The following is a 13284-nucleotide window of genomic DNA, read 5'->3' as shown; positions in this document are numbered from 1 at the left end:
ATTGACTCTTCCTTTGTGACAGATTCGTTAACGCGTGGGCACCGGGACGATCACCGATCGTTCCGTGCCCGCCGGCTGCACCGGCACCACCACGATTTCCCTGGTCGTCGGTTGCACCGGGACCACCACGGTCTCGCGCGTCGCCGGCGGCACCGGCGCGGTCACGATCTCGCGCGTCGCCGGTGGCACCGGCATGGCCACGGTGGTCTGGGCCGGCAGCACCATCACCGGATCGGCTGTCTTCGGCTGTACGGTGACTTCGGTGGCGCCCGGAGGGACGAGCACGATCTCGACTTCGCGCAGCAGGCCGCCGCCGGCCACGCTGCCGTAGACCTGCCCGTGGCCCATCATGCGAGCCTCGCAGGCCGACCTGTCGTCGCCCTTCAGGTAGTCGCAGCGGGCCAGGGCATTGGCGTCAAGATTGGCCTTCCCCTTGTCCAGCTGGCCCTGCTTTCTTTCGGCTTGGGCGGCGCCGGCTTCGCGCAGGCAGGTGGCCCGGTCTTCACCGGTGCGGCCCTCCTTGCAGGACTTCACTTCGCTTGGGTAGCTACCGCTCGCGTCGATTCCGGTGGCGGCCGGCTGGGCCACCTGGGCGGAAGCGGCAGCCGCCCCCAGCATCAGCGCAATGCCCAGGGACGCGCGACATCGCCAGGAAGATGATTTGTCGAATGAACTCATGCTGAACCCCTGATATCTCTCGAATGGCTTGCCCGCACTCTAGGCGCGGCGTGCGGCCGAGCATCGCCGGAGAGATAAGCGCCTTCGGGGCAGCGCGACGCGCAACAAAACGTAGGACGCAGGCGCCGGTCCCCCTGCACGACAGCGTGGTCGCGATTGAGCTCAGCAGGAGTAGGGTGCGTCCGACGCCGCCACGCGGTGAACACGCACGCTGAGCCTTTACGGGCGACTACGCTTGTGCAGAGGGCCAAAGACCATATTGCATCGACCGGACGTCGTTCGTGTGCGCGGCGCCGGGTGGCTGGACCGAGAGGATCGGCTCGCGTATCGACAACAGGGTTGGCAAAGGAGTCAATATGAATTTCATTCTCTGGCTTATCGTAGGTGGCATCGTCGGCTGGCTCGCCAGCCTGATCATGAAGACCGATGGTCAGCAGGGCATCCTGCTCAATGTGGTCGTCGGTATCGTGGGCGCATTCATCGGTGGCTGGTTGATCTCGCCGCTGGTCGGTACCGGCACGATCAATGAAGGCCTGTCGATCGGCTCAGTGATCGTGTCCTTGATCGGCGCGGTCATCCTGCTGGCGATCGTCAACCTGTTCCGCCGCGGCCGGGTCCGCTGAAACGCGGGGAGCCGACACAGGGACGGAACGGGCGGGGGCGTTTGCGCGTGCTACCAGAGCGCGCGCAGAGCAGCCTCGTAGGCACGGTGGTCCGGGCGCGGTCGCGCATCGCGTCCGGCGGCCACCACCCGCATCATCGGGTTCGCGGGGGAGGAAAACACCAGGGCATCCAGCAGGTGCGTGGCGGGCACGCCGGCCAGCGCCGCCGCGCCGGTGTCCACTACGCTGAAGTCCGCGCGCTGGCCCACGGCCAGCCCGGCCAGCGGCATGCCACCGGCGGCGCTGCCGCCTTCCATGGCTGATTGCAGCAGCGCGGCCGCCGTGCTCTCGGCACCGGCCGCGCGTGCGGCCACGTTGCGCTGGCGCAGCACGAAGCGTTGCGAGTACTCCAGCAGGCGCAGTTCCTCGGTCCAGCTGCGCGTGACGTGGCTGTCGGAGCCGATGGACCAGGGGCCGCCTGCGGCTTGCCAGGCCGGCAGGTCGAACACGCCATCGCCCAGGTTGGCCTCGGTCGTGGGGCACAGCACGACCGCCGCGCCGGTGCGCTGCAGGGCTTGCAGTTCCTTTGCGTTGGCCTGCGTCGCGTGCACCAGGTTCCAGGCGTCGTCGAGCTCGACATTGTCCAGCAGCCATTCGATCGGGCGCTGGCCGTGCTGGCGCAGGCAATCCTCCACCTCCAGCTGCTGCTCCGCGATGTGGATGTGCACCGGCATGGAGGCGGCGCGCGCCGCCCGGGCGCATTCGTGCAATGCGCCTTCGTCCACCGCGCGCAGCGAGTGCAGCGCGATGCCGGCCGTCAGCAGCGGCGAGCCCGCGGCCTCGCGGCGCACGGCCTCGGCGATGCGCAGCACGGCATCGGGCGTGGAGGCGAAGCGCCGCTGGTCCTCGCGCAGTCCGCGGGCGCCGAACCCCGAGCGCATGTACAGCGTAGGCAGCAGCGTCAGGCCGATGCCGACGCTGCGTGCCGCGCGCACCAGCGCCAGCGACATCTCCAGCGGGTCGGCGTAGGCGCGCCCGTCGTGATCGTTGTGCAGGTAGTGGAACTCGCAGACCTGGGTGTAGCCGGCGGCCAGCAACTCCGCATAGAGGAAGGCGGCGATCGCCTCCAGCTGCGCGGGCGTGATGCGCAGCGCCGCGGCATACATGCGGTCGCGCCAGCTCCAGAAGTCGTCGCGGCCGGGCGCGGCGCGCTCGGTCAGGCCGGCAATGGCGCGCTGGAAAGCGTGGCTGTGGCCGTTGACGACGCCGGGCAGCACCGGGCCGGACAGGACTTCCGCGCCCGCGCGCCCGGCGGCATCGCAGCCCGGCTGCAGCTGCTGCCAACGGCCGTCGGCGCCGGCGACCAGCAGCACGTCCTGCGCCCAGCCGCCATCCAGCCAGGCGAGCGGCGTGAAGAAGCGGCGCGTTTCAGCCATGGAGCCTGCGGCAGGCCTGCAGCGCCGCCTCCACCATGTCGCGCAGCACCGGCGCTATGCGTGCGGCGGCCGGCTCTTCGTAGTTCCAGGGCGGCGCCTCGCGCATGTAGAGGTACTGGCACATCTCCAGCTGCACCGCGTGCACGTGCTGCCCCGGGTTGCCGTAGTGGCGTGTGATGTAGCCGCCCTTGAAGCGGCCGTTCAGCACCTGCGTGAACTGCGGGTGGCGCGCTGCCGCCTCCTGCACCGCCTGGGCGATGGCGGGATGCGCGCTCTTGCCATCGGCCGTGCCGATATTGAGGTCCGGCAGGCGGCCTTCGAACAGCCAGGGGATCTCGGCGCGGATGCTGTGGGCGTCCCACAGCAGCACATGACCGTGCAACGCCTTCAGCCGCAGCAACTCGCCGTGCAGCGCCTCGTGGTAGGGCGCCCACCAGTTGCCGCGGCGCCGCGCCTTCTCCTGCGACGACAGCGCGAAGCCCTCGCGGTACAGCGCATCGCCGCTGAAGAAGCGGGTGGGGCACAGCTCGGTGTTGGACGCGCCCGGGTACATGGGCGTGTCGTCGGGCGGGCGGTTCAGGTCCACCACGTAGCGCGACACCGTGGGTTGCAGCACGCTGGCGCCCAGCTCCCGCGCGAAGGCGTACAGGCGGTCCAGGTGCCAGTCGGTGTCCTCCAGCGCCAGCGCGCGCGGCTGGTAGTCGCCGCGCAGCTCCGGCGGGATCTCGGTCCCCATGTGGGGGATGCTCACCAGCAGCGGAACGCTGCCTTGGTGCAAATGAAAGCTCATCTTGCTTGTCCTTGAACGATGGTGGCGCGGCAGGGATTGAGCCCCAACGCATAGGCGAGTTCGGCAGGGCTGCGCACATCCCACAGCACGAAGTCGGCGCGCAGGCCGGGCGCGAGCACGCCGCGGTCGGCCAGGCCCAGCGCGCGCGCCGCGTGGCGCGTCACGCCGGCCAGCGCTTCCTCCGGCGTGAGCCGGAACAGGGTGCAGGCCATGTTGAGCATCAGCAGCAGCGAAGTGCAGGGTGAGGTGCCTGGATTGCAGTCGGTCGACACCGCCATCGGCACGCCGTGCTCGCGCAGCAGGGCGATCGGCGGCACCTTGGTGTCGCGCAGGAAGTAGAAGGCGCCCGGCAGCAGCACGGCGACGCTGCCGGCCTGCGCCATCGCGCGGGCGCCGGTTTCGCTGAGCCATTCGAGGTGGTCGCTGCTCAGCGCGCCGAAGCTGGCGGCGAGTTCGGCGCCGCCGCTGTCGCTCAGCTGCTCGGCGTGCAGCTTCACCGGCAGCCCCAGCGCGCGCGCCGCCTCGAACACGCGCCGCGTCTGGGCGGTGCTGAAGCCGATGGTTTCGCAGAAGGCGTCGACCGCATCGACCAGGCCTTGGGCATGCAGCCGCGGCAGCATGTCGCACACGCTGGCGATGTAGTCGTCCGCGCGGCCGGCGAACTCGGGCGGCAGCGCGTGCGCGCCCAGGAAGGTGGTGCGCACCGCCACGCGCTCCAGCTCGCCCAGGCGGCGCGCCACGCGCAGGCACTTCGCCTCGGCCGCCTCGGCCAGGCCGTAGCCCGACTTGATCTCGAGGGTGGTGACGCCTTCGGCCAGCAGCGCGCGCAGGCGCCGCCGCGACTGCGCCAGCAGCGTGGCCTCATCGGCCTCGCGGGTGGCCTTCACCGTGGAGACGATGCCGCCGCCGGCGCGGGCGATCTCCTCGTAGCTGGCGCCGCGCAGTCGCGCCTCGAACTCGCCCGCGCGGTCGCCGCCCCAGACCAAGTGGGTGTGGCAGTCGATCAGGCCGGGGGTGATCAGCGCGCCCTGGGCATCGTGCGCGGCGGTCGCGCGGAAGGCGGCGGGCAACTCGGCGCGCGCGCCGACCCAGGCGATGCGGCCGTCTTCCACTGCCAGCGCGCCATCCTCGATCAGGCCGTAGGGCTGCGGTGCATCCGCCGCCAGGGTCGCGACGCGCGCGTTCGTCCAGACCTGGACATTCATAGGGTGGCCTCCATCCACAAGGCGTCTTCAGACGCGAGCTCGCCGCTGGCCGGTGCATCGAGGCGGGTCCAGGCCAGGTGCCGTGGCGGCAGCTCCAGCGCCTCGCCGGCCACTTGCACCCGCGCGGATGCCGCGTGCGCATAAGCCGCCAGCAGCGAGCCTTCGGGGGCGTCGAATCGGTGTCGCCCGCGCGCGCGCCACATCCGCGCGCGCCCCGGCGGCGCCATCAGGTTGAAGTCGCGCGTCGCGCCGCCCCGCAGCGCGCAGTCCACGCTGCGGCCGCCATCGAAGCGCAGGGGCGCTTCGGCGCTCGTGAGCGTGAGATCCTCGCCATCCATGCGCAGCACGACGCCGTCGCCTTCCAGCACCGCGAACCAGCGCTCGATGCCGGGAAAGGGGGAGAAGGGCCCTGCCGCGTTCACGTCGGCGACGGACAGGCGCAGCCGCCAGGCTGCGGCCGTCGGCCAGGCGAGCAGCTCGCGCGTGAGGCCACCGCCGTTGCGCCAGGCTTGCGGGGCCACGGCGTCCAGTGCGACGAGTTCCCACTTCATGCCTGGAACTGCCCGTTGAAGCTGTAGCGCGTGCCCGGGTAGAGCTGCCGCGCGACGCTGGCCACATGGGCGCCGCTGACCGTGCGGCGCATCATGGCGAGGCAGGGTTCGCTCGATTCGATGCCCAGGGCCAGAGCCTCTTCGGCCGTGGGCAGGGTGGCCTCGATGCTGTAGCTCGCCTCGGTCAGCGGCGCGTGCTGCAGCAGGTGCAGCGTGGGCGACTCCCGGGTGAAGTCGGTCTGCATATAGGTGGGCGCCGCCTGGGGGTTGACGTAGCGGTCCTCATACTGGATCGGAACGCCGTTTTCCAGGTGCACCAGCACGGTGTGGAACACGCGCGCGCCGCGGCGCAGCCCCAGCGACTCGGCGAGCTCGGGCCCCGCTTTCTCTTCGGCCACCCGCAGCACCCGGGTGCTGTGCACGTGGCCGCGCTCGGCGACCTCCTCGTGGATGTCGCGGATCACCAGCTGCGACGAGATGCGGTGCAGCTGGGCCACCCGCGTGCCTGAACCCTGAACCCGCGTCACCAGCCCCTCCGCGGCGAGTTCGCGCAGCGCCCGGTGGGCCGTCATGCGGCTGATGGCGAAGCGTTCCATCAGCGCCGCCTCGCTGGGCACCACGTCGTCCGGCTTCCACGCCCCGCTGGCGATGTGCTTGCGGATCCAGTCCTTGACCTGCTCGTAGGCAGGCCGTTCGTCCTTTGCCATGGGCCGCGAGCATACCCCAGTTGACACGACTTGTATAGACAACTATCCTTCGCGCCAATCAACTTGTATAGACAACTCAGCCGCGCCATGTCCGACCACTCCCAAGCCACCCACCTCGCCGCCGGGCCGCGCCCGGTGCACGCCCCCCGGGGCAACCAGCTCAGCTGCGCCAACTGGCAGATCGAGGCCGCCTACCGCATGATCCAGAACAACCTGGATCCGGCCGTCGCCGAAAACCCCGACGCGCTGGTGGTCTACGGCGGCATCGGCAAGGCCGCGCGCAGCTGGCCCGCCTTCGACGCCATCCTCGATTCCCTGCGCAAGCTCAAGGCTGACGAAACGCTGCTGGTGCAATCGGGCAAGCCGGTCGGCGTGTTCCGCACCCACACCGGCGCACCGCGGGTGCTGCTGGCCAACTCCAACCTGGTGCCCAAGTGGGCCACCTGGGAGCACTTCAACGAGCTGGACCGCGCCGGGCTGATGATGTACGGCCAGATGACGGCCGGCAGCTGGATCTACATCGGCAGCCAGGGCATCGTGCAGGGCACCTACGAGACCTTCGTGGAGGCCGGCCGCCAGCACTACCACGGCGACCTGGCCGGACGTTGGGTGCTCACCGCCGGGCTGGGCGGCATGGGCGGCGCCCAGCCGCTGGCTGCCACTTTCGCCGGCGCCTGCTCGCTGAACATCGAATGCCAGCAGAGCCGCATCGATTTCCGCCTGCGCACGAAGTACCTGGACAAGCAGGCCCGGGACCTGGACGAGGCGCTGGCGCTGATCCAGCACCACACCGCGCGCAAGGAGGCCGTGTCCATCGGCCTGTGCGGCAATGCGGCCGAGATCGTGCCCGAGCTGGTCCGTCGCGCCCAGGCCGGCGGCCCGCGTCCCGACATCGTCACCGACCAGACCTCGGCCCACGACCTGATCAACGGCTACCTGCCCATCGGCTGGACGGTCGAGCAGTGGCAGGAAGCGCAGCAGGACCCGGACCACCACGCGCGCCTGAAGCAGGCGGCCGGCGAGTCCTGCGCCGCCCACATCCGCGCCATGCTCGCCTTCCACGAAATGGGCGTGCCCACGGTGGACTACGGCAATAACCTGCGCCAGGTGGCCCAGGACTTCGGCGTGGCCAACGCCTTCGACTTCCCCGGCTTCGTGCCGGCCTATGTGCGCCCGCTGTTCTGCCGGGGCGTGGGCCCGTTCCGCTGGGTGGCGCTCAGCGGCGACCCGGAGGACATCCGCAAGACCGACGCCAAGATGAAGGAGCTGTTCCCGCACAACAAGGACCTGCACCGCTGGCTGGACATGGCCGGTGAGCGCATCAGCTTCCAGGGATTGCCCGCGCGCATCTGCTGGATCGGCCTGGGCGAGCGCCACCTGGCCGGGCTGGCCTTCAACGAGATGGTCAAGCGTGGCGAGCTCAAAGGTCCCATCGTGATCGGCCGCGACCACCTGGACAGCGGCTCGGTGGCTTCACCCAACCGCGAGACCGAGGCCATGAAGGACGGCAGCGACGCCGTGAGCGACTGGCCGCTGCTCAACGCGCTGCTCAACACCGCCAGCGGTGCCACCTGGGTCAGCATTCACCACGGCGGCGGCGTCGGCATGGGCTATTCGCAGCATGCCGGCGTGGTGATCGTGTGCGACGGCACCGATGAGGCCGCGGCCAAGGTGGAGCGCGTGCTGTGGAACGACCCGGCCACGGGCGTGATGCGCCACGCCGACGCCGGCTATGAGATCGCGAAGCAGTGCGCGCGCGAGCACGGCCTGAACCTTCCGATGCAGGGGTGAGCGTGCAGGAGAAAGAAGTCATCGTTCCTGGCGCGCTGACCCTGGGGCAACTGCGCCGCCTGGCCGACATGCCCTCGCTGCAGGCCGCGCTCGATCCCTCGTGCCGCGCCGCGGTCGGCGCCAGTGCCGGCCTGGTGCAGCGCGCCACCGCCGGCGACGAGCCGGTGTACGGCGTCAACACCGGCTTTGGCAAGCTGGCCACCACGCGCATCGCACGCGAGGATCTGGCGCTGCTGCAGCTCAAGCTGCTGCGCTCGCACGCCGTCGGCGTGGGTGAGCCGCTGCCGGCGCGCGTGGTGCGCCTGATCCTGCTGCTCAAGGCCGCCAGCCTGGCGCGCGGCTTCTCGGGCGTGCGCGAAGAGGTGGTGGACGGCCTGCTCGCGCTGCACAACCGCGATGTGCTGCCGGTGATCCCGGCGCAAGGTTCGGTCGGCGCCTCGGGCGACCTCGCGCCGCTGGCGCACATGAGCCTGCCGCTGATCGGCGAGGGCGAGGCCTTCCACAAGGGCGTGCGCATGCCCGCCGCGCAGGCGCTGGAGCGCGCGGGGCTGCGGCCGCTGCAGCTGGGCGCCAAGGAGGGCCTGGCCCTGATCAATGGCACGCAGGTGTCCACCGCGCTGGCGCTGGACGCCCTGCTGGCGACCGACCGGCTGTTCGAGGCGGCGGTGGTCGCCGGCTCGCTCACGCTCGATGCCGCGCGCGGCAGCGACGGCCCGTTCGACCCGCGCATCCACGCGGTGCGCGGCCAGCCGGGGCAGATCGACTGCGCGGCCGCCTACCGCGCCCTGATGGTGGGCAGCGAGATCCGCCGCTCGCACCTGAACGGCGACGACCGGGTGCAAGACCCGTACTGCCTGCGCTGCCAGCCGCAGGTGATGGGCGCCTGCCTGGACCAGATGCGCTATGCCGCCCAGGTGCTGGTGCGCGAGGCCAATGCGGTGACCGACAACCCGCTGGTGTTCGCCGGCGAGAGTGCGGCCATGGTCTCGGGCGGCAACTTCCACGCCGAACCGGTGGCCCTGGCCGCCGACGCGCTGGCGGTGGTGATCGCCGAGATCGGCGCCATCGCGGAGCGCCGCGTGGCCATGCTGGTGGATACCGTGGTGTCGCGGCTGCCGCCCTTCCTCACGCCGGACCCGGGGCTCAATTCCGGCTTCATGATCGTGCACGTCACCGCCGCGGCGCTCGCCTCGGAGAACAAGTCGTACGCGCATCCGGCCAGCGTCGACAGCCTGCCGACCTCGGCCAACCAGGAGGACCATGTGAGCATGGCCACCTTCGCCGCCCGCCGCCTGCAGCCCATGCTGGCCAACACCGCGCACATCGTGGCGATCGAGCTGCTGGCCGCGGCGCAGGGCATCGAGTTCCTGCGGCCGCTCACCAGCGCCGCCGCGCTGGAGGGCGTCATGCGCCTGGTGCGCAGCGTCTCGCCCGCCATGATGGCCGACCGCAGCCTGGCGCACGACATCGAAGCCATGCGCCACCTGGTGGCCTCCGGCGACATCGGCCGCGCCACCGACTCACGCATCCCCGAATTGCAGGCCCTGCGACTGGCATGAGGCATGCATTGCGTTTTCACTCACACCAACCTGGAGACCACCCCATGAAGAAGCTGCTGTTCGCCCTCCCGCTGCTGGCCGGCGCCGTGTTCGCGCACGCGCAGGAAACCAAGCTGTCCGTCGGCTTGTCCGGCTGGACCGGCTTCGCGCCGCTCACGCTGGCCAAGGAAGCGGGCATCTTCAAGAAGAACGGCCTGGACGTCACCCTCAAGAAGATCCCGCAGAAGGATCGCCACCTGGCCATCGCCTCCGGCGACGTGCAGTGCGCCGCGACCACCGTGGAGACCTGGATCGTGTGGAACGCCAACGGCGTGGCCACCACCCAGATCTTCCAGCTGGACAAGTCCTTCGGCGCCGACGGCATGGTGGTCAAGAGCAACATCGCCAAGATCAGCGACCTCAAGGGCAAGACCGTGGCCGCCAGCGCGCCCGGCACCGCGCCTTACTTCACGCTGGCCTGGATGCTGAAGAAGAACGGCCTGTCGCCCAAGGACGTGAAGGTCGTCAACCTCGAGCCCCAGGCCGCCGCCAACGCCATGATCGCCGGCACCGCCGACCTGGATGCCGCCATGACCTACGAGCCCTACCTGTCGGCGGTGCGCGCCAAGCCCGAGGCCGGCAAGATCATCGCCACCACGCTGGACTACCCGATGGTGATGGACACCTTCGGCTGCACGCCCAAGTTCCTGTCGGAGAACCCCAAGGCCGCCAAGGCGCTGGCCGACAGCTACTTCGAAGCAGTGGACCTGATCAGGAAGGACCCGAAGAAGAGCTTCGAGATCATGGGCGCCGACGTCAAGCAGAGCGCCGAGCAGTTCGAGGCCAGCCAGAAGTTCCTGCGCTGGCAGGACCGCGAGGCCAACCAGAAGTTCTTCGCCGGCGAGCACGCCGCCTTCAGCAAGGAAGCGGCCGACCTGCTGCTCGAAGCCGGGATCATCAAGCAGATCCCCGACCTCACCAAGCTCGCTGACACGCGTTTCCTGAAATGACTCACGTCCATCTGTTCTTGAACTCGCTGCCCCCCGGGGCAGTGCGGGCCGCCCGGGTGGCGGCCCGGCAGGAGGCCTGCCGATGAAACCCCTGGCTCCGGTGGATCCCCGCACCCGCGCGGTGCTGGGCGTGTCCTTCTTCGTGCTCTTCTTCCTGGTCTGGGCCGCCGTGACCTTCGGCGGCCTGGTGTCGAAGACCTTCCTGGCCGATCCGCTCACCATGGTGAAGTCCGGCTGGACCCTGCTGACGCAGCACGGCTTCCTCGGCGATATCGGGGTGACCGTGTGGCGCGTGCTGGGCGGCTTCCTGATCGCCGCCGCCTTGGCCGTGCCGCTGGGCGTGCTGATGGGCGCGTACAAGCCGATCGAGGCTTTCTTCGAGCCTTTCGTCAGCTTCGCGCGCTACCTTCCGGCCTCGGCCTTCATCCCGCTGCTGATCCTGTGGGCCGGCATCGGCGAGGCGCAGAAGCTCTCGGTGATCTTCATCGGCTCGTTCTTCCAGCTGGTGCTGATGATCGCGGTGAGCGTGGGCAACACGCGGCGCGACCTGGTGGAGGCGGCCTACACGTTGGGCGCGTTGGACGCCGGCGTCGTCAAGCGCGTGCTGCTGCCGTCCAGCGCGCCGGAGATTGCGGAAACGCTGCGCATGGTGCTGGGCTGGGCCTGGACCTATGTGATCGTGGCGGAACTGATCGGCGCCTCCAGCGGCATCGGCCACATGATCACCGACAGCCAGGCGCTGCTGGCCACCGACCAGATCATCTTCGGCATCATCGTCATCGGGCTGATCGGCCTGGTGACCGACTTCGCCTTCAAGGCATTGAACCGGAAGCTGTTCCCATGGGCAAAGTTGTGAGTCCCACCGCCTGGCACCTCGTCGACGACGCCGCTCCCCAGGAAGGCCTGCGCGGTCCGGGCCCGGGCGCCGCGCGCGGACCGGCCATCCTCCAGGTCAGCGGCGTCTCCAAGGCTTTCGCCGCGCGCGGCGGCCAGACCGTCGCGCTGCAAGCCACCGACCTGCTGGTGCAGGAGAACGACTTCATCACCATCCTCGGGCCCTCGGGCTGCGGCAAGAGCACGCTGCTGCGCATGGTGGCCGGGCTGGACACGCCCAGCAGCGGCGTGATCGCGCTGGACGGCCAGCCGGTGAGCAGCCCCGGCGCCGACCGCGGCATGGTGTTCCAGAGCTACACGCTGTTCCCTTGGCTCACCGTGCTGCAGAACGTGTGCTTCGGCCTGCGCGAGAAGGGCATGCCGGCGGCCAAGCAGCAGGAGATCGCGCGCCACTTCCTGGCGAAGGTGGGCCTGTCCGGCTTCGAGAGCCACTTCCCCAAGCAGCTGTCCGGCGGCATGCAGCAGCGCACCGCGCTGGCGCGGGCGTTGGCCAACAACCCGCGCATCCTGCTGATGGACGAGCCCTTCGGCGCGCTGGACCACCAGACCCGTGAGCTCATGCAGGAGCTGCTGCTGGGCATCTGGGAAGAGGAGCGCAAGACGGTGCTGTTCGTCACCCACGACATCGACGAAGCCATCTTCATGGGCAATCGCGTCGTGGTGATGAGCGCGCGGCCGGGCCGCATCAAGTGCGACCTGCCGGTGCCGCTGGCGCACCCGCGCCACTACGCGATGAAGACCACGCCGCCCTTCGCCGAGCTGAAGGCGCGCCTGACCGAGGAGATCCGCATCGAGGTGCGGCGCGCGGCGGGGCTGGAGTCCTAGCCCAGGAGTTCGTGCAGCGTGCGCGCGACCACCTTGGTCGCGCCGCGCAGGTCCTCCAGGTCCAGCCGCTCGTCGGCGCGCTTGGCGTGCGACTCCAGCACCGTGCGGGGCCCGGCGCCATAGATGACACCGGGAATGCCGGATTCCGCATAGAGCCGCACGTCGGTGTAGAGCGGTGTCCCCACCGCCGGGATGTCGTGCCCGAACACCGCCTGGCCGTGCTTGCGGATGGCCTCGACCAGCGGGCGGTTGCCGGGCAGCGGCTTCATGGAGCGGGCGAGCAGCAGGCGCCGGACCTCGACCTGGATGCCGGGGCAGGCGCCCGCCGCCTGCGCAATCGTGTCCCGCACAGCCGCTTCGACCTGCGCAGGGTCCTCTTCCGGGATCATGCGTCGGTCGAGCTTGAACACGACCTTGCCCGGCACCACGTTGGTGTGGGTGCCGCCCACGATGCGGCCCACGTTCAGGTAAGGGTGGGTGATGCCCGGCACCTGCGAGCGCAGCTGCCGGTAGCCGTCGTTGAGCGCATAGAGCGCGTTTAGAATGCGCACCGCGGCCTGCAGCGCATCGACGCCGGTCGCCGGCACCGCGGCGTGCGCCATCTTGCCGTGCACCGTCACTTCCAGCTGCAGGCAGCCGTTGTGCGCGGTGATCACCTCGTGGCTGAAGCCGGCGGCGATCAGCAGGTCCGGCTTCGTCAGGCCGTGGCGCAGCAGCCAGCCCGGGCCGAGCTCGCCGCCGAATTCCTCGTCGTAAGTGAAGTGCAGCTCCACCGCGCCCTGGCGCGGCGGGCCCAGCGACTCCAGCGCCCGCACGGCGAAGGCGTAGGTGGCGAAGTCGCTCTTGCTCACCGCCGCCGCCCGCCCGTACATCTGGCCGTCGACGATCTCCGCCCCATAGGGGTCGTGGGTCCAGCCTTCGCCTGGCGGCACCACGTCGCCGTGGGCGTTGAGCGCGATGGTGGGCCCGGGGCCGTAGCGCCGGCGCACGATCAGGTTGGTGATCGAGCTCATGCCGTGGGCCTGCGCATCGGCGGGCTCGACCGGGTGCTTCTCCGCCTCGAAGCCGAAGGCTTTCAGCAGCTCGGCGGTGCGCTCGGCGTGCGGCGCGTTGTCGCCCGGCGGCGTGTCGGTGGGCACGCGCACCAGCTCCTGCAGGAAGCGCACTTGCTCGTCGAAGTGCGCGTCGATCCAGGCGTCGAGCTGGGCTTCGTTCATTGAATAACCTCCGCCCTCCGGGCTGCGGTGCCATGAGCCT

Annotated in this window: 13 protein-coding genes; 6 read left to right on the top strand and 7 right to left on the bottom strand. The window is 70.1% G+C overall.

The features are described from left to right. Window positions 1-27: 27 nt before the first annotated feature. Complete coding sequence (locus UC35_RS05290) at window positions 28-678, bottom strand: hypothetical protein (RefSeq protein ID WP_193788637.1); 651 nt, start codon at window positions 676-678, stop codon at window positions 28-30. A 356-nt stretch (window positions 679-1034) separates the two neighbouring features. Between UC35_RS05290 and UC35_RS05285 the strand changes: the two genes are divergently transcribed. Next, window positions 1035-1301: a GlsB/YeaQ/YmgE family stress response membrane protein gene (locus UC35_RS05285; RefSeq protein WP_061496885.1), complete on the top strand. Its 267-nt coding sequence runs from the start codon at window positions 1035-1037 to the stop codon at window positions 1299-1301. A 50-nt stretch (window positions 1302-1351) separates the two neighbouring features. Here UC35_RS05285 and UC35_RS05280 read toward each other — a convergent pair whose 3' ends face one another. From UC35_RS05280 to hutC, 5 genes are read right to left on the bottom strand one after another with little or no spacing between them, the layout of a single operon-like run. Continuing rightward, window positions 1352-2716 (bottom strand): formimidoylglutamate deiminase, encoded by a 1365-nt coding sequence (locus UC35_RS05280; protein WP_061496884.1) that lies wholly within the window; start codon window positions 2714-2716, stop codon window positions 1352-1354. Further along, window positions 2709-3506, bottom strand: a complete 798-nt coding sequence (gene hutG, locus UC35_RS05275) for an N-formylglutamate deformylase (protein ID WP_061496882.1) — start codon at window positions 3504-3506, stop codon at window positions 2709-2711. Before hutG ends, UC35_RS05280 begins: the two co-directional genes overlap by 8 nt. Further along, a complete protein-coding gene (hutI, locus tag UC35_RS05270; protein WP_061496880.1) occupies window positions 3503-4711 on the bottom strand; it encodes an imidazolonepropionase in 1209 nt (402 codons plus the stop codon). Before hutI ends, hutG begins: the two co-directional genes overlap by 4 nt. After that, window positions 4708-5262 (bottom strand): HutD family protein, encoded by a 555-nt coding sequence (locus tag UC35_RS05265; protein ID WP_061496878.1) that lies wholly within the window; start codon window positions 5260-5262, stop codon window positions 4708-4710. The genes hutI and UC35_RS05265 overlap by 4 nt, the downstream gene beginning before the upstream one ends. Then, the gene (gene hutC / locus UC35_RS05260; RefSeq protein WP_061496876.1) at window positions 5259-5969 is read right to left on the bottom strand and encodes a histidine utilization repressor; all 711 of its coding nucleotides are present in this window, start codon (window positions 5967-5969) and stop codon (window positions 5259-5261) included. Before hutC ends, UC35_RS05265 begins: the two co-directional genes overlap by 4 nt. 87 nt (window positions 5970-6056) lie before the next feature. Here hutC and hutU point away from each other — a divergent pair, with 87 nt between their 5' ends. The 5 genes from hutU (at window position 6057) to UC35_RS05235 (ending at window position 12027) form a co-directional block, all read left to right on the top strand. Beyond that, a complete protein-coding gene (hutU, locus tag UC35_RS05255; RefSeq protein WP_061496874.1) occupies window positions 6057-7760 on the top strand; it encodes a urocanate hydratase in 1704 nt (567 codons plus the stop codon). A gap of 2 nt (window positions 7761-7762) precedes the next feature. After that, the gene (gene hutH / locus UC35_RS05250; protein WP_082793520.1) at window positions 7763-9319 is read left to right on the top strand and encodes a histidine ammonia-lyase; all 1557 of its coding nucleotides are present in this window, start codon (window positions 7763-7765) and stop codon (window positions 9317-9319) included. 44 nt (window positions 9320-9363) lie between these two features. After that, window positions 9364-10308 carry an ABC transporter substrate-binding protein gene (locus tag UC35_RS05245; protein WP_061496870.1) on the top strand — a complete coding sequence of 315 codons (945 nt, stop codon included), beginning with the start codon at window positions 9364-9366 and terminating at the stop codon, window positions 10306-10308. 82 nt (window positions 10309-10390) lie between these two features. Further along, window positions 10391-11164 (top strand): ABC transporter permease, encoded by a 774-nt coding sequence (locus UC35_RS05240; protein ID WP_061496868.1) that lies wholly within the window; start codon window positions 10391-10393, stop codon window positions 11162-11164. Next, window positions 11149-12027, top strand: coding sequence for an ABC transporter ATP-binding protein (locus UC35_RS05235; protein ID WP_082792682.1), 879 nt, complete (start codon window positions 11149-11151; stop codon window positions 12025-12027). The genes UC35_RS05240 and UC35_RS05235 overlap by 16 nt, the downstream gene beginning before the upstream one ends. Here UC35_RS05235 and UC35_RS05230 read toward each other — a convergent pair. Further along, window positions 12024-13244, bottom strand: a complete 1221-nt coding sequence (locus UC35_RS05230; RefSeq protein WP_061496866.1) for a M20 family metallopeptidase — start codon at window positions 13242-13244, stop codon at window positions 12024-12026. The two genes, UC35_RS05235 and UC35_RS05230, sit on opposite strands and share 4 nt — an antisense overlap. Window positions 13245-13284 lie beyond the last annotated feature (40 nt).

Source organism: Ramlibacter tataouinensis (genome assembly GCF_001580455.1).
Classification (GTDB): Bacteria; Pseudomonadota; Gammaproteobacteria; order Burkholderiales; family Burkholderiaceae_C; genus Ramlibacter; species Ramlibacter tataouinensis_B.
The sequence above is the reverse complement of the archived record's forward strand: the minus strand, read 5'-3'. Positions and strand labels throughout refer to the sequence as shown.